The following is a 15150-nucleotide window of genomic DNA, read 5'->3' as shown; positions in this document are numbered from 1 at the left end:
GCTCTCCCCGCTCACAGACTGCGGGCGATCTCCTGAATCTCGTAGACCTCGAGCTGGTCGCCTTCCTCGATCTCGTTATAGTTCTTCACCGACAGACCGCACTCGAAACCGCTGCGCACTTCCTTGACGTCGTCCTTGAAGCGCTTGAGCGAATCCAGGGTACCGCTGTGGATCACCGTGTGGTCGCGCAACACACGCACCAGTGCACCACGCTTGATCGTGCCTTCGGTGACGTAACAGCCGGCCACCGCACCGATCTTGGGTACGCGGAACACCTGGCGCACCTCGACCATGCCGATGATGTTCTCGCGCTTCTCCGGCGAGAGCATGCCCGACAGCGCCGCGCGCACGTCGTCGACCGCGTCGTAGATGATGTTGTAGTAGCGGATGTCGACGCCGAAGGTCTCGGCGAGCTTGCGCGCGCCCGAGTCGGCACGGGTGTTGAAGCCGATCACCACCGCGCCCGAAGCCTGCGCGAGGTTGATGTCCGACTCGGTGATGGCACCGACTGCACCGTGGATGACGTTGACCCTCACTTCTTCGGTGGAGAGCTTGTTGAGCGACTGCACCAGCGCTTCCTGCGAACCCTGTACGTCGGCCTTGACGATCAGCGGCAGCGTCCGGATCTCCGACTCTCCCATCTGCTCGAAGATGCTCTCGAGTTTGGCCGCCTGTTGCTTGGCGAGCTTGACGTCGCGGAATTTGCCCTGACGGAACAGCGCGATTTCACGCGCCTTCTTCTCGTCGGCCAGCGCGATTGCCTCGTCGCCGGCCGCCGGCACATCGGACAGGCCCAGGATCTCGACCGGAATCGAGGGGCCCGCCTCGTCGATGGACTTGCCGTTCTCGTCGAGCATGGCGCGTACGCGCCCGAAGGTCGCACCCACCAGCAGGGCATCACCCTTGCGCAGCGTACCGGACTGCACCAGCAGGGACGCGACGGGACCGCGCCCCTTGTCCAGGCGTGCCTCGATGATCAAGCCCTTGGCCGGCGTATCGGCCGGCGCCTGCAGTTCCAGCACTTCGGCCTGCAGCAGCACGGCCTCGAGCAGTTCGTCGATGCCCTGCCCGGTCTTGGCCGACACCGGCATGAACATTACGTCACCGCCGTAATCTTCCGGCACGACGCCTTCGGAGACCAGCTCCTGCTTGACGCGATCGGGGTTGGCTTCTTCCTTGTCGACCTTGTTGATGGCGACCACCAGCGGCACGCCTGCGGCGCTGGCGTGGTGGATGGCCTCGCGTGTCTGCGGCATCACGCCGTCGTCCGCTGCGACCACCAGGATGACGATGTCGGTGGCCTTGGCGCCACGCGCACGCATCGCCGTGAAGGCTTCGTGGCCCGGCGTGTCGAGAAATGTCAGCATGCCGCGCGGCGTCTCGACGTGATAGGCGCCGATGTGCTGCGTGATGCCGCCGGCCTCGCCGGCCGCGACCTTGGAGGTACGAATGAAGTCGAGCAGCGAGGTTTTGCCGTGGTCGACGTGACCCATCACCGTGACCACCGGGGCTCGCGCCACCAGCATCGCGTCGGTGTGATCCTCTTCGGTGCTCTCGAGGAAGGCATCCGGATCATCGAGCTTGGCGGCGACCGCCTTGTGGCCCATCTCCTCGACGATGATCATCGCCGTTTCCTGATCGAGAACCTGGTTGATGGTGACCATCGAGCCCATCTTCATCAGCGCCTTGATGACCTCTGCCGCCTTGACTGCCATCTTGTGGGCCAGATCCGCGACGGTGATCGTCTCGGGAACGTGCACTTCGCGCACGATGGGCTCGGTCGGGGCCTGGAAGTTCGACTGATCGCGGTTGGCATTGCCGCCGCGCGAGCGACCGCCACCACGCGCGCCCTTCCAGTTGCCGCCGCCACCGCCGATCTCGCCGCGCGTCTTCATGCCGCGTCGCGACTTGGGCGCGTCGTCGGCCGGCGGGCGGGCACCGCGCCGGGCGTCGCGCCCGGCGTCAGCCTTGGCCGGGCGATGCAGCGTACCCGTCGGCCCCTTGCCGCGCTGAGGCTCCTCTTCGGCAGGCTGTTCCGCCGCCACCGCGGCCGCTACTGCAGCGGCCTTGGCAGCCAGCTCGCGCTCCTGCTTGGCGCGCAGATCGGCTTCCTGGCGTTCGCGCAGTTGCTGCATGCGCTTGTCCTCGGCTGCGCGCGAGGCGATCTCGTCTGCGGAAAGATAGGCTTGAGCGGGCACGCGGGTGCGCTTGCGCACCGGCTTGGCATCGCCGTCGGACTTCTTTTCCTTTTCGGCCGGGGCCGCTGCGGCCGCCGCTTCGCGTTTCGCAGCGACGTCCTCCTCGACGACCGGCTCGGGGGTCGGCGCGGGCGCGTCGACAGGCGCGCTCGCTTCGGTCACCGGTTCCGGCGTGCTCTCGACCGGCTCGACGGGCGCGACCGGTTTTTCGACAGCCGCGACGTCCTCGGCCACCGCAGCGGGTGCCGGCGGCGGCTCGACGGCTTCCACGGCGGGCTTGGGCGGTGCCTCGGCGGCGACCTCGTCACGCTTGACGAAGACGCGCTTCTTGCGCACCTCGACCTGCACCGTGCGTGCACGACCGGAGGAGTCGGTGGCGCGAATCTCCGAGGTCTGCTTGCGCGTCAGCGTGATCTTGCCCTTGGGCTGCATCTCGCCATGCGAGCGACGCAGGTACTCGAGCAGCCGCGCCTTGTCCTGCTCGGTGAGCAGGTCTTCGACTCCGGACTTGCTCACGCCCGCCTTCTGCAGCTGTTCGAGCAGCACGTTGGCCGGCATCTTCAGCTCGCCGGCGAACTGGGTAACGCTCATTTCATCCATCGAATCCCTCCCCTCACTCTTCGAACCAGTGCGCGCGCGCAAGCGAAATCAGCGCCGCAGCGCGGTCCTCCGGAATCCCGGTCATTTCCACCAGTTCGTCGACAGCCAGATCGGCCAGATCGTCGCGCGTACGCACTTCGTTCTGGGCGAGCGTCGCTGCCAGTGACTTGTCCATGCCTTCAAGTCCGAGCATGTCCTCGGACACGTGTTCGAGCTGCTCTTCGGTAACGATCGCCTCGGTCAGCAGCACGTTGCGTGAGCGGTCGCGCAGCTCGGTGACGGTGGCCTCATCGAAGGCCTCGATCTCGAGCATCTCGGCCAGCGGCACGTAGGCAACTTCCTCGAGCGAGGCGAAACCCTCGTCGATCAGGATGTCGGCCAGTTCGTCATCGACGTCGAGCTTGCTCATGAACAGCTCGCGCAGCTTGCTGCGCTCTTCGTCGGACTTCTGCGCCGATTCTTCCTCGCTCATCAGGTTGATCGTCCAACCGGTCAGTTCCGAGGCGAGTTTCACGTTCTGCCCGCTGCGGCCGATGGCGATCGCCAGATTGTTCTCGTCGACCACCACATCCATGCAGTGGTTTTCCTCGTCGACGACGATGGAGACGACCTCTGCCGGCTGCAAGGCCGAAATCACGAACTGCGCCGGATCGGACGACCACACGATGATGTCGATCTGCTCGCCGGCGATCTCATTGCGCACCGCAGTCACGCGCGAGCCACGCAGACCCACGCAGGTGCCGATCGGGTCGATGCGCGAATCGTGCGACTGGACGGCGATTTTGGCGCGCAGACCGGGGTCCCGGGCGCAACCCTTGATCTCGAGGAATCCTTCCTCGATCTCGGGCACTTCCAGCTCAAACAGCTTGGCGAGAAACTCCGGTGCGGTGCGCGACAGGATCAGCTGGGGTCCGCGCGCGTTGCGGTCGATGCGCTGCAGGAAGGCCTTGACGCGGTCTCCCACGCGCAGGTTCTCGCGCGGCACCATCTGGTCACGCGGAATCACCGCCTCCAGCCGCCCGACCTCGATGATCGCGTTACCGCGTTCCATGCGCTTGATCGACCCGGAGACCAGATGCTCCTTGCGTTCGAGGAAGTCGTTGAGCACCTGCTCGCGCTCGGCGTCGCGGATTTTCTGCAGGATCACCTGCTTGGCCGCCTGTGCGCCGACACGGCCGAAATCGACCGGCTCGATGGGCTCCTCGATGTAGTCGCCCAGTTCGATCTCGGCGTCGACCTCGCGCGCATCGATGACGCCCATCTCGGCCTCGTCGTTGGTGACTTCGTCGTCGGGCATCACCACCCAGCGCCGGAACGACTCGTAGTCGCCGGTCTCGCGATCGATGGTCACGCGCACATCGGCGTCGTCGTTGATTCGCTTCTTCGTCGCGGATGCGAGCGCCGATTCGAGCGCGGCAAACACGACGTCCTTCTCGACGTTCTTCTCGCGTGCCAGCGCATCCACAAGCAGCAGTATTTCGCGGCTCATCTAACAAACCTCCACATCCGGAAACTCAGAACCTGGGAACCAGGCGTGCCTTTTCAATTTCTTCCAGGGGAAAGGAGACCTCTCCCTTGCCGGTCTCGAGCCGCACCTCGCCGTCGATCAGGCCGGCGAGCACGCCGATGTAATTGCGCTGATTGTTGACGGGCATGCGCAGACGCAACTGCACCTCGCTACCGGTAAACCGTTCGTAATCGGCGGCCTTCTTCAACGGGCGATCGAGCCCCGGGGAGGACACCTCGAGGCGGTCGTAATCGACGTTCTCGACCTCGAAAACGCGTGTGAGCTGATTGCTCACCGCAGCGCAGTCGTCGACCGTGATGCCGCGCTCGATATCGATGAACACGCGCATGAGCCGCCCCTTCGGGGTGCTCTCGAAGTCCACGAACTCGAAGCCGAGTCCCTCGACGACCTGGCCGACCAGCGCTTCGATATCCATTTTCGACGCCTACAAATAAAAAATGGGCGCCAGCGCCCATCCCTGTTGAATTCAACCGGAACGCCGACACAACGCGAATTCGCGATCTGTCGAGCTTTTCGATTATAACGCCTGCACCGAAAACAGGCAATTTGGGAAAGACGCGCGCGCTCAGCCCGCGGCGCGACGCCTGGGCGCAGCGGTGCGGTGCACCTTGCCCTCGTTGCGCCGACGGCGCTTCTTTTCCTCGGGACGCTGCTGGCGCCCCGGCGCGGTGTTTCCGGTCAGCGCCTTGACCTGCGCCTCGGGCATTTCCATCCACATGCCGCGCTTGATCTTGGACGGCAGTTCCACCGGGCCATAGCGCACGCGCATCAGCCGGCTCACGGTCAGGCCGACCGCCTCGAACATGCGGCGCACCTCGCGGTTGCGCCCTTCGGACAGGATCACCCGATACCAGTGGTTGGCGCCCTCTCCTCCCTCGTCGCGAAGACTGGAGAAGCGCGCCGTCCCGTCTTCGAGCTCGATGCCGGCGGTCAGCGCGGCGGCCTGTTCGTCGTCGAGCCGGCCCAGCAGCCGCACGGCGTACTCGCGCTCCATCTCGTAGCGCGGGTGCATGAGCTTGTTGGCCAGATCACCGTCATTGGTAAAAAGCAGCAGGCCGGAGGTGTTGAAGTCGAGTCGGCCGACCGCGATCCAGCGCCCCTTCTTGAGCATGGGCAGACGCTCGAATACCGACGGGCGCCCTTCCGGATCGTCGCGCGAGACGATCTCGCCCTCGGGCTTGTGGTAGATCAGCACGCGCGTCTCGCGCTGCTCGGCGAACTTGAGCGGGATCGGCTTGCCGTTGTACTTGACCAGATCTCCGGGGCCGATCTTCTGTCCCAGGGCTGCCGGCAGGCCATTGACCGAGATGCGACCGGCAATCACCCATTCCTCGATCTCGCGGCGCGAGCCGATGCCGATCTGGGCGAGTACTTTCTGCAGACGCTCTGGCTCGGCGAAGGTCGCGGGTTTGGACGGCGGCTCTCCGCGGCCGGGACGCGCGCGCGGCGGCCCCTCGCGCTTGATGACGCCGAGCGCGGATTTGTGCGCATCCGGGCGCATCGCCGGATTGGCGTTCTGCGGTTCAGATTTCTTCTTCGTCGGCGGGCGCAGCGGGGTGCGCGGTTTCCTGTTCTTCGACAAGGTCCATCATCCTTTCGATTTCGACCAATGGCGGCAGCTCGGTGAGGCTGCGCAAGCCAAGGTCGTCGAGAAAACGCCGGGTGGTCGCCAGCAAGGTGGGTCGACCCGGGGTGTCGCGGTGGCCGACGACGTCGACCCAGCCGCGCGATTCGAGGGTGCGGATCACGTTCGGTGACACCGCCACGCCGCGGATGTCCTCGATGTCCCCGCGTGTAACCGGCTGACGGTAGGCGATGATCGCCAGCGTCTCGAGCACCGCGCGCGAGTACTTCGGCGGTTTTTCGTCCCGCAGTCGCTCCACATACACCTGGTACTCGAGCCGCGTCTGGAAGCGCCAGCCCGAGGCAGTGCGCACCAACTCGACACCGCGCCCGTCCCAGTCGGCACGCAATTCGTCAAGCAGCTTGCGCACCATCTCCGGCCCTGGATCGGCTTCGAACAGGCGCCGCAGTTCGGCCACCTCAAGCGCACCGGTCGCGGCCAGCAGCACCGTCTCGATAACCCGCTTGTAGTCCTCAGGCGTTTGCAGGTGCATCGGCAAGCTTCACGTAAATCGGCGCCAGCGGTTCGACCTGGGTGACCAGCACGAGCTTCTCCTTGACCAGTTCGAGCATCGCCAGAAAGCTCACGACCAGCCCCGCGCGCCCCAGCTCCGGCTCGAACAGGGTCTCCAGGCCAACCCACGATCCACGCCGCAGACTGCGCAGCATGCGGCTCATGTGCTCGCGGACCGACAGTTCCTCGCGGCTGACCGTGTGGTGCGCGCTCAGGCGCGCCTTCTTCATCAGCGCCAGCCAGGCCAGCTGCAGGTCGTGCAGGCTCACCTCCGGCAGGCGTTCGACGACGCGCTCGGCAACGAACACGCCGACCATGGCGAAATCGCGATCGAGGCGCGGCAGCGCGTCGATGCGCAGCGCCGCGAGCTTCATCTGTTCATATTCGAGCAGACGACGCACGAGTTCCTCGCGCGGATCGTGCTCCTCATCGTCCGCAATCTTCGACGGCCGCGGCAACAGCATGCGCGACTTGATCTCGAGCAGCGTCGCGGCCATCAACAGGTAATCGGCCGCCAGTTCGAGATTGTGACGTCGCATCGCCTCGACGTAGCCCAGATACTGCGCGGTCAGCGCCGCCATGGGAATGTCGAGGATGTCGAGATTCGCCTTGCGGATCAGATACAGCAGCAGGTCCAGCGGACCTTCGAAGGCCTCGAGAAACACCTCCAGCGCATCGGGCGGGATGTAGAGGTCCTTCGGCAATTCGAGCATCGGCGCGCCGTAAAGACGCGCCACCGCATCGAGCCGACCGGCGGCATCAGCCGGTGCGAGATCGAGCGGCTGCGACATTGTAGCTCGAACGCCGGCGTCTGGAGCAAGCCCCGGCATGGTCACGAAACGTGACATGCCTCACGAGTACGACAGCCCCATCGCTTCGCGCACGTCGCGCATGGTCTCCTGCGCGAGCTTGCGCGCGCGCTCGCAACCGTCGGCAATGATGTTGCGCACCAGCGTCGGGTCCTCGACGTAGGGCTGGGCGCGTTCGCGCATCTGTTCCTGCTCGGCGACCACCGCGTCGATCACCGGCTGCTTGCACTCGATACAGCCGATGCCGGCGCTGCGGCAGCCCTGCTGCACCCATTCGCAGGTCGCATCGTCCGAGTACACGACGTGGAATTGCCACACCGGGCACTTGGCCGGATCGCCCGGGTCGGTGCGCCGCACGCGTGCCGGGTCGGTCTGCATGGTGCGGATTTTCTTCGCCACCGTGTCCGGATCCTCGCGCAGGTAGATCGTATTGCCGTAGCTCTTGGACATCTTCTGCCCGTCCAGGCCCGGCATGCGCGCAGATTCGGTGAGCAGCGCGTCGGGCTCGACCAGCAGCATCTTGCTGCTGCCCTCGAGAAAGCCGTATAGGCGCTCGCGGTCGGTCATGCTCAGGTTCTGCGTCTCCTCAAGCACTGCGTGGGCCTGCTCGAGCGCGGCTTCGTCGCCTTCCTGCTGAAAGCGGGTACGCAACTCGAAATACAGGCGCGAGCGCTTGGTGCCAAGCTTGCGCGCGGCCTCGCGCGCCTTCTCTTCGAAGCCCGGTTCCCGCCCATAGAGATGATTGAAACGCCGCGCGACCTCGCGCGTGATCTCGACGTGCGGCACCTGATCTTCCCCCACCGGCACCTTGTCGGCGCGGTAGATCAGGATGTCGGCCGACTGCAACAGCGGATAGCCGAGGAAGCCGTAGGTCGACAGATCCTTGTTGGCGAGCTTTTCCTGCTGATCCTTGTAGGTCGGCACGCGCTCGAGCCAGCCCAGCGGCGTCATCATCGACAGCAGCAGGTGCAGTTCGGCATGCTCGGGCACGCGCGACTGGATGAACAGCGTGGCCTGGGCAGGATCGACGCCGGCCGCGAGCCAGTCGACGAGCATGTCCCACACGGTGTCCTCGATCACCTGCGGTGAATCGTAGTTGGTCGTGAGCGCATGCCAGTCGGCGACGAAGAACAGGCAGGGATACTCCTCCTGCAGCTTCACCCAGTTGCGCAGCACGCCGTGATAGTGGCCCAGATGCAGACGCCCGGTCGGGCGCATGCCGGAGAGAACGCGTTCAGCGTACATGATGATTGAAGAAGTCTAGAAACCGAAAATCGTTGAAAGCAGGTCGCGAAAGATGGCGATCATGGGCCACAGTATCGCGCCGAGGATACCCGAGAAGAGCAGCAGCAACAGGATCGGGAAGCCGTAGGGCTCGATCCGCGCGAACTGCCAGGCCAGCCGGTCGGGCAGCAGGCTGACCGCGATGCGCCCGCCGTCGAGCGGCGGGATCGGCAGCAGATTGAGGAACATCAGCACCGCGTTGATCATGATGCCGGCCAGCGCCATCTGCATCAGCGGGTCGGCATACGCGCCACCGAAGCCGGCGTGTGCGAGCTTGAGCAGCGCCGCCCAGCCGATGGCCATCACCAGATTCATGAACGGGCCGGCCGCGGCCACCCACAGCATGTCGGACTTGGGATTGTTGAGCCGCGCGAAATTGACCGGCACCGGCTTGGCCCAGCCGAACAGGATGCCTGCACTGCCCGCCAGCATGGACAGGACGAGGATGCCCGCCGGCACGAGAATGGTGCCCACCGGGTCGATATGGCTGAACGGATTGAGCGTGATGCGCCCCGCCTCGGCCGCGGTCGGATCGCCGAAATGTCGCGCCACATAGCCGTGAGCCGCCTCGTGCAGCGTGATCGCAAGCAGCACCGGCAGCGACCAGATCGCGAGGGTGGAAATCAGCGTGTCCATGAAAGCGCGCGCATCAAAGCGTCCGATTCTAGCAGAGAGCGCGCCCTGCCCGTGCCGGGCAGCGCCTCATCCTGCCTCCAGCCCGAACGGCGAGGGGTCACCCTTGCCCGCGCGCAACAACTCCGGCGCACCCGAAGTCAGGTCGATGACCGTGGTCGCCTCGGGGCCGCAGGCGCCGGCCTCGATGATCAGGTCGACCTGCTTGCCGACGCGCTCGACGATGTCGTCGATGTCGCTCAGCGGCAGATCCTCTCCCGGCAGCAGCAGGGTCGAGGTCAGCAGGGGCTCACCCAGTTCCTCGAGCAGCGCCGAGACCAGCGGATGATCGGGCACGCGCAGGCCGATGGTCTTGCGCTTGGGGTGCATGACGCGACGCGGCAGTTCGCGCGTGGCCTCGAGAATGAAGGTGTAGGTGCCCGGTGTGGTGGCCTTGAGCAGGCGGAACAGGGCGTTGTCGACGCGCGCGTAGGTGCCGATCTCGGACAGGTCGCGGCACATCAGCGTGAAGTGGTGGCGATCGTCCACGCCGCGGATGCGACGGATGCGCGTGAGCAGCCCGGCGTCGCCGATGTGACCGCCCAGGGCCCAGGCCGAATCGGTCGGGAACACGATCAGCCCGCCCTCGCGCACGATCTGCGCCGCCTGACGGATCAGACGCGGTTGCGGATTCGTCGGATGGACGCTGAAGAACTGGGACATCTAACCTCCCTGCAAGCGGGCCCACACCGGCTTGAGCCCAGCCGGCAACGGCAGGCAGCCGCCGAGATCGACGCGGCTCTCGCCGGGGCCATGAAAATCGGAGGCGCGCGAGGCAAGCAGGCCGCGTCGGCGCGCCAGTTGTGCATACTCGGCGATCTCGTCGTCATCGTGCGCACCGGAGACCACCTCGACACCCTCGCCACCGCAGGCGGCGAAGCGGTCGAACAGATGCTCCATGCCGATCGCATCGAGCCGATAGCGCGCCGGGTGAGCAACGATCGCGATTCCGCCGGCCGCGCGGATCCAGGCCACCGCATCCTCGAGCGTCGCCCAGCGATGCTCGACGTAGCCGGGCTTGCCCTTGGCAAGATAATGCCGGAACACCGTGCCCACGTCGGGCTGATGCCCGGCGTCGACGATGGCGCGCGCAAGGTGCGCGCGGCCGATCATCTCGGGATTGCTCGCCAGACGCATCGCGCGTTCGAACACGCCCGGCACCCCCGCTTCGGCCAGCGCCGCGCCCATGCGCCGCGCCCGTTCGATGCGCCCGGCGCGCAGGCCGGCGAGCCCCGCGCGCAGGGTCGCGTCGGCGCGATCGACCCCCAGGCCGACGATGTGCACCGTCTCGTTGGCGAAGGTCACCGAAACCTCCACGCCGCAGACCATGTCCAGCCCCAGTCGCGCGGCTTCGGCGAGCGCCTCGTCGAGCCCGGCGAGCGTGTCATGGTCGGTCAGCGCGAGCAGGTCCACGCCATTGGCGTGCGCGCGCCGCACCACCTCGGCGGGCGACATCCAGCCGTCCGAGGCGTTGGAATGGCAGTGCAGATCGGCGTTGCGCGGTTCGTCGTTCATGTCATCCGGCATGGTAGGGCGCGACCTCGGCGAGAAAATCCTCGATCGCGGCGGCCACGGCTTCTGGCTGGTCATGCTGCATATTGTGCCCGCAATCGGCGATCGCCGCTTCGCGCAGATCGGCGAAACAGGCACGGGTCTGCTCCCAGGCGGCCTCGTCGACGCCGCGCAGCTCGCGCCAGCCGCCGCCCTCCTGCATCAGCCACAGCACCGGTGCGGTGATGCGGCGCCAGCACGCTGCGGCCTCGTCGCGACGATGCATGAACGGATGCACGTTGCGGTGCGCCGGCTCGACCGCGATGCGCACCCCGCCCCGTCCGTCGGCCTCGGTGTAGTGCTGCGCCATGAAGCGCGCACGCTCGGCGCTCAGGCGTGGATTGGCGCGGCGCAGGCGCAGCGCCAGGGCCTCGACGTCTTCGTAGCGCCTTGGCGCCTTGCGAGCGGCGAGCTGATCGAGCCAGGCCTGCAGGCGCTGCGGCGTCTCCTCGGCCGGGCGTTGCGCGCGCGCCAGGGATTCGAGCGTGACCAGCGCACGCACGCGCGCGGGGCGCACACCCGCGTACAGGTGCGCCACGTTGCCGCCCATGCTGTGCCCGACCATGCGCACCGGCGCGTGTGGCGAATACACGCGCAGCAGCGCGTCCAGATCGCCAAGATAGTCGGCGAACCAGTAGGCGTCGGCGCCGCGTGCGCTCAGGCCGTGGCCGCGCCAGTCCGGCGCGATTACGCGCCAGTCGTGCTCGAGGGCGTCGATGACGAACTGGAAGGTGGCCGAGACGTCGGACCAGCCGTGCAGCATCCACAGGGCCGGCGCATCCGCCCTGCCCCATTCGCGGACATGAATGGTCACGCCGCGCAGCGTATGGAAAGTGCTCGAAAAGGACTTCATGGCGCCGATCATAGCCCGTCGGAAAACACCTGCGCACCCCGCTCGCGGGTCGCGCATGCAACGCCGCATCGCGCTACCATTCGTTCCCGGCCGCGGACCGACGCGCCGCGAACCGCATCGAAACATCACCGGAGAAACTGCAGATGAGCCATCTTCCCGCCGAACTGGCTTATGCCGAGACGCACGAGTGGGTGCGCACTGAAGCCGACGGCACGCTCACGATCGGCATCACCGACCACGCGCAGGACGCGCTGGGAGACATCGTCTTCGTCGAGTTGCCCGAAGCCGGACGCGCCATCGAGGCCGGCGCCCCGTGTGCAGTGATCGAGTCGGTCAAGACTGCCTCGGACATTCATGCGCCCGTCTCCGGCGAGATCATCGCGATCAACAACGGCGTGAGCGAGGCGCCTGAATCGGTCAACGACGCCCCCTACGACGCCTGGCTGTTCCGCATGCGCCCGGCAGCCGGGGCGCAACCCGCCCTGCTCGACGCCGAGGCCTACCGCAAGCTCATCGATTGAGCGCTGTGCCAAGGCGCTGGCGCACCTGTTCGAACAGACACACCGCCGCGGCCGCGCCGACGTTGAGCGATTCGACTTCACCGGGCATCGGAATCGTCACCACATCCGTGGCAAGCGCCGCCACCGCGGGCGACAAGCCGGCGCCTTCGGCACCGAACAGCCAGACGACCGCTCCGGTCAGTTCGGTCTCGTACAGCGAGCGCGCGTTCGCGCCCACTCCGGTGGCGACGATGCGCCCCTGAAAACCCGCAAGTGCCGTGGAGACGTCGACGCGTTCGCGGATGTGCAGGCGGAAGTGCCCGCCCATGCCGGCACGCAGCGTGCGCGGCGCCCACGCCTGGGCACAGCCGGTAGTGAGCAGCGCATCGCCGACACCGGCAGCCGCGGCGGTGCGCAAGATGGTGCCGAGATTGCCCGGATCCTGAACACCGTCGAGCACGATCACGCTGGACGACAGACTTGCATCGGTCTCGGGCGGCGTCGCGATGAGTGCGAGCACCCCCGACGGCGAGTCCACCGGGCTGGCATGCGCGAACAGCGTATCGGGCACCAGCGTCACCGCCACGCCGGGATGGCGCGCGAGCAGCGCGTCGATCTCGGGCTGCTGCACGCCGTGTTCGCTGACCAGCAACTCTTGCAAGATAACGCCCGCGGCCTCGGCCGCTTCGACCAGATGTACGCCGTCGAGCAACGTCAGCCCGGATTCGCGCCGCTCGCGCGCCGACGTGGCGAGACGGCGCAGGCGCCGCAGCAGCGCATTGTCGCGCGAGCTGACGTGCTTCAAAACCAGGCCAGGCCCAGCGTCGCGATGGCCACGGTGACCAGGCCGAGTGCGAGGTTGAAGCCCACCAGGCGTCGGATCATGCCCAGTGCGAGCGCGCCGCCTGCCCAGTCCTCGGTCGCGACGGCGGCCTTGAGGCGGCGCCACGGGCCGAACCACAGGAAGACGAAGACCGCGACCATCACCAGTCCGGTGAGCATCATCCAGTGCCAGGCGCCCGGCGCGTTGGCGAAACCGACCGCGCCGAGCTTGCCGAAGCCGCTCGCCAGAATCAGCACGATCGCGCCCCACACCAGCGTGAAGAAACGCTCCAGCGTGGCTACCCACAGCGGCAGGCGCTGTGCCGGCGGCAGCATCGTCGCCGCCGGTCGCAGACACAGGTAGGCGAAGGCCATGCCACCCACCCATACGATGACGGCCAGCAGGTGCAGGAACAGCGTCAGGTGTTGCAGGCTCATGTCGTTTCTCCCGGAAAGAGGCTGGCTTGAGCCAGGATGGCCCTAACCGGCCCGAAACTGCGGCGATGGCAGGCCAGTGCGCCATGATCACGCAGCGCGGCCAGATGTTCGGGCGTCGGATAGCCCTTGTGGCGTGCGAAACCGTAGTGCGGATACCGCGCGTCGAGCAGGTTCATGGTCTCGTCACGCACGGTCTTGGCGAGAATCGAGGCCGCCGAAATCTCCGCCACCAAGGCATCGCCGCCAACGACCGCCTCGCATGGCAGCCCGAGCGCAGGACAGCGGTTGCCATCGACGCGCACCAGGGCGGGCGCGAACGGCAGCGCTTCGACGGCACGGCGCATCGCCAGCAATGAGGCATGCAGGATGTTGAGTCGGTCGATTTCCTCGACTCCGGCCTCGGCAACCGCCCACGCCAGCGCGCGTTCGCGGATCTGCACGGCCAGGCGCTCACGCCGTTTCGCGGTGAGCCGCTTCGAGTCGGCCAGCCCCTCGATGGGGCGCGCCGGATCGAGAATCACGGCCGCGGCCACCACCGAGCCGCATAACGGCCCCCGGCCGGCCTCGTCGACGCCACACACCAGCGTGCTCATGCGCTGCGCTCCGTCACGCGTTCGAGATACGGCAGGATCGCCTCGGCCGCGCGCGCCCCGGTGTCCTGGCGCAAGTCCAGGTGCAATTCGGTGAAGCGCTCGGCCAGCTGCTCACAGGCGGCCGGATCTTCGAGCCAGCCGTCGAGCGCATCGGCCAGCGCACTGGGCGTGGCCGCATCCTGCAGCAGTTCGGGCACCAGCGATTCGTCGCACAGAATGTTGGGCAGGCCGACCCACGGCAGATAGGCCATGCGTTTCATCAGCCGGTACTGCCATTTGCCGATACGGTAGCAGATGGCCATGGGTCGCTTGAGCAGCGCCGCCTCGAGGCTGGCCGTGCCGCTGGCTACCAACACCACGTCGGCCGCCGTCATGGCGTCGGTCGCGTGCCCGAAGAGCACGCGCAGCGGCAGCTCTTCGGCGCCCGCGTCGTACAGCGCCTGCTCGAAGATGCGACGCGTCTCGCGTGTGGCCAGCGGCACCAGGAAGATCGCGTCGGCATGGCGCGAGGCGAGAATTTGCGCAGTCTCGATGTAGATGCCCGCGAGATTGCGCACCTCCGAGTCGCGACTGCCGGGCAGCATCGCGATCACGCGTGCATCCGGACGCAGTCCGAGCCGCTCGCGCATCGCCGCACGATCGGGCACCAGCGGAAACTCGTCGGCGAGCGGGTGGCCGACGTAACTCACCGGCACGCCGGCATCGCGGTACAGCGGAGGCTCGAACGGAAACAGGCACAACATGTGCGAGACCGAACGCGCGATGCGCCGAATGCGTCCGCCCCGCCACGCCCAGATCGACGGACTGACGAAGTGGATGGCCGGGATGCCGGCCTCGCGCACGCGCTGCTCCAGCCAGAGGTTGAAATCGGGGGCATCGACACCGATGAGCGCGTCCGGGCACTCGGCGAGCACGCGCGCGAGCAGTTCGCGGCGAATGCCCGACAGTTCCCGGTAGCGACGCAGCGCGTCGACATAGCCATGTACCGCGAGGCGGTCGCACGGCCACAGCGTGCGAAAGCCCTCGGCCTCCATCTGCGGCCCGCCGATGCCGAAGAACTCGGCGTCGGGGTGATGCACGCGCAGGGCGCGGATCAGCCGGCTGGCGAGCAGGTCTCCGGAAGCCTCTCCGGCGACCATGGCGATGCGTTTGACCATGGCGCCCG

The 15150-nt window shown here is 66.8% G+C and carries 16 protein-coding genes; 1 reads left to right on the top strand and 15 read right to left on the bottom strand.

From position 1 onward, the window contains the following. Positions 1–11: 11 nt before the first annotated feature. The 11 genes from infB to C0099_RS07530 form a co-directional block, all read right to left on the bottom strand. The gene (gene infB, locus C0099_RS07580; protein ID WP_102246873.1) at positions 12–2798 is read right to left on the bottom strand and encodes a translation initiation factor IF-2; all 2787 of its coding nucleotides are present in this window, start codon (positions 2796–2798) and stop codon (positions 12–14) included. A 13-nt stretch (positions 2799–2811) separates the two neighbouring features. Then, a complete protein-coding gene (nusA, locus tag C0099_RS07575) occupies positions 2812–4287 on the bottom strand; it encodes a transcription termination factor NusA (RefSeq protein ID WP_102246872.1) in 1476 nt (491 codons plus the stop codon). A gap of 25 nt (positions 4288–4312) precedes the next feature. Beyond that, positions 4313–4741, bottom strand: a complete 429-nt coding sequence (rimP, locus tag C0099_RS07570) for a ribosome maturation factor RimP (RefSeq protein WP_102246871.1) — start codon at positions 4739–4741, stop codon at positions 4313–4315. A 150-nt stretch (positions 4742–4891) separates the two neighbouring features. Next, positions 4892–5908, bottom strand: a complete 1017-nt coding sequence (rluB, locus tag C0099_RS07565) for a 23S rRNA pseudouridine(2605) synthase RluB (RefSeq protein WP_102246870.1) — start codon at positions 5906–5908, stop codon at positions 4892–4894. Further along, positions 5850–6443, bottom strand: coding sequence for an SMC-Scp complex subunit ScpB (gene scpB, locus C0099_RS07560; protein ID WP_102246869.1), 594 nt, complete (start codon positions 6441–6443; stop codon positions 5850–5852). Before scpB ends, rluB begins: the two co-directional genes overlap by 59 nt. Next, positions 6424–7254, bottom strand: a complete 831-nt coding sequence (locus tag C0099_RS07555; RefSeq protein ID WP_102246868.1) for a segregation and condensation protein A — start codon at positions 7252–7254, stop codon at positions 6424–6426. Before C0099_RS07555 ends, scpB begins: the two co-directional genes overlap by 20 nt. Before the next feature lie 60 nt (positions 7255–7314). Continuing rightward, positions 7315–8517 (bottom strand): tryptophan--tRNA ligase, encoded by a 1203-nt coding sequence (locus C0099_RS07550; protein ID WP_102246867.1) that lies wholly within the window; start codon positions 8515–8517, stop codon positions 7315–7317. A gap of 15 nt (positions 8518–8532) precedes the next feature. Continuing rightward, positions 8533–9192, bottom strand: a complete 660-nt coding sequence (locus C0099_RS07545) for a site-2 protease family protein (protein ID WP_102246866.1) — start codon at positions 9190–9192, stop codon at positions 8533–8535. 66 nt (positions 9193–9258) lie between these two features. Next, positions 9259–9891 (bottom strand): L-threonylcarbamoyladenylate synthase, encoded by a 633-nt coding sequence (locus C0099_RS07540; RefSeq protein ID WP_102246865.1) that lies wholly within the window; start codon positions 9889–9891, stop codon positions 9259–9261. Then, complete coding sequence (locus tag C0099_RS07535) at positions 9892–10743, bottom strand: 3',5'-nucleoside bisphosphate phosphatase (RefSeq protein ID WP_102246864.1); 852 nt, start codon at positions 10741–10743, stop codon at positions 9892–9894. A 1-nt stretch (position 10744) separates the two neighbouring features. Continuing rightward, positions 10745–11632 (bottom strand): alpha/beta fold hydrolase, encoded by an 888-nt coding sequence (locus C0099_RS07530; RefSeq protein ID WP_102248426.1) that lies wholly within the window; start codon positions 11630–11632, stop codon positions 10745–10747. A 143-nt stretch (positions 11633–11775) separates the two neighbouring features. Here C0099_RS07530 and gcvH point away from each other — a divergent pair, with 143 nt between their 5' ends. Beyond that, positions 11776–12153, top strand: a complete 378-nt coding sequence (gcvH, locus tag C0099_RS07525) for a glycine cleavage system protein GcvH (protein WP_102246863.1) — start codon at positions 11776–11778, stop codon at positions 12151–12153. On the opposite strand, the gene C0099_RS07520 is transcribed toward gcvH, so the two are convergent. The 4 genes from C0099_RS07520 to lpxB are packed head-to-tail and all read right to left on the bottom strand — an operon-like array spanning position 12143 to position 15142. Next, positions 12143–12937, bottom strand: coding sequence for a TrmH family RNA methyltransferase (locus C0099_RS07520; RefSeq protein WP_102246862.1), 795 nt, complete (start codon positions 12935–12937; stop codon positions 12143–12145). The two genes, gcvH and C0099_RS07520, sit on opposite strands and share 11 nt — an antisense overlap. Beyond that, positions 12934–13392: a CopD family protein gene (locus C0099_RS07515; RefSeq protein ID WP_102246861.1), complete on the bottom strand. Its 459-nt coding sequence runs from the start codon at positions 13390–13392 to the stop codon at positions 12934–12936. The genes C0099_RS07520 and C0099_RS07515 overlap by 4 nt, the downstream gene beginning before the upstream one ends. Beyond that, on the bottom strand, positions 13389–13985 hold the full coding sequence (gene rnhB / locus C0099_RS07510; RefSeq protein WP_102246860.1) for a ribonuclease HII: 597 nt from the start codon (positions 13983–13985) through the stop codon (positions 13389–13391). Before rnhB ends, C0099_RS07515 begins: the two co-directional genes overlap by 4 nt. Next, positions 13982–15142: a lipid-A-disaccharide synthase gene (lpxB, locus tag C0099_RS07505; protein ID WP_102246859.1), complete on the bottom strand. Its 1161-nt coding sequence runs from the start codon at positions 15140–15142 to the stop codon at positions 13982–13984. The genes rnhB and lpxB overlap by 4 nt, the downstream gene beginning before the upstream one ends. Between the last annotated feature and the right edge of the window lie 8 nt (positions 15143–15150).

It is taken from the genome of Pseudazoarcus pumilus, assembly GCF_002872475.1.
In the GTDB taxonomy this organism is placed as follows: domain Bacteria; phylum Pseudomonadota; class Gammaproteobacteria; order Burkholderiales; family Rhodocyclaceae; genus Pseudazoarcus; species Pseudazoarcus pumilus.
This window is presented reverse-complemented; position numbering and strand designations above follow the sequence as displayed.

Excerpts from the sequence above, each read along its gene's own strand:
- infB (WP_102246873.1), bottom strand. The coding sequence starts at position 2,798 with ATGGATGAAATGAGCGTTACCCAGTTCGCCGGCGAGCTGAAGATGCCG.
- nusA (WP_102246872.1), bottom strand. The coding sequence starts at position 4,287 with ATGAGCCGCGAAATACTGCTGCTTGTGGATGCGCTGGCACGCGAGAAG.
- rimP (WP_102246871.1), bottom strand. The coding sequence starts at position 4,741 with ATGGATATCGAAGCGCTGGTCGGCCAGGTCGTCGAGGGACTCGGCTTC.
- scpB (WP_102246869.1), bottom strand. The coding sequence starts at position 6,443 with ATGCACCTGCAAACGCCTGAGGACTACAAGCGGGTTATCGAGACGGTG.
- C0099_RS07555 (WP_102246868.1), bottom strand. The coding sequence starts at position 7,254 with ATGTCGCAGCCGCTCGATCTCGCACCGGCTGATGCCGCCGGTCGGCTC.
- C0099_RS07550 (WP_102246867.1), bottom strand. The coding sequence starts at position 8,517 with ATGTACGCTGAACGCGTTCTCTCCGGCATGCGCCCGACCGGGCGTCTG.
- C0099_RS07545 (WP_102246866.1), bottom strand. The coding sequence starts at position 9,192 with ATGGACACGCTGATTTCCACCCTCGCGATCTGGTCGCTGCCGGTGCTG.
- C0099_RS07540 (WP_102246865.1), bottom strand. The coding sequence starts at position 9,891 with ATGTCCCAGTTCTTCAGCGTCCATCCGACGAATCCGCAACCGCGTCTG.
- C0099_RS07535 (WP_102246864.1), bottom strand. The coding sequence starts at position 10,743 with ATGAACGACGAACCGCGCAACGCCGATCTGCACTGCCATTCCAACGCC.
- C0099_RS07530 (WP_102248426.1), bottom strand. The coding sequence starts at position 11,632 with ATGAAGTCCTTTTCGAGCACTTTCCATACGCTGCGCGGCGTGACCATT.
- gcvH (WP_102246863.1), top strand. The coding sequence starts at position 11,776 with ATGAGCCATCTTCCCGCCGAACTGGCTTATGCCGAGACGCACGAGTGG.
- C0099_RS07515 (WP_102246861.1), bottom strand. The coding sequence starts at position 13,392 with ATGAGCCTGCAACACCTGACGCTGTTCCTGCACCTGCTGGCCGTCATC.
- rnhB (WP_102246860.1), bottom strand. The coding sequence starts at position 13,985 with ATGAGCACGCTGGTGTGTGGCGTCGACGAGGCCGGCCGGGGGCCGTTA.
- lpxB (WP_102246859.1), bottom strand. The coding sequence starts at position 15,142 with ATGGTCAAACGCATCGCCATGGTCGCCGGAGAGGCTTCCGGAGACCTG.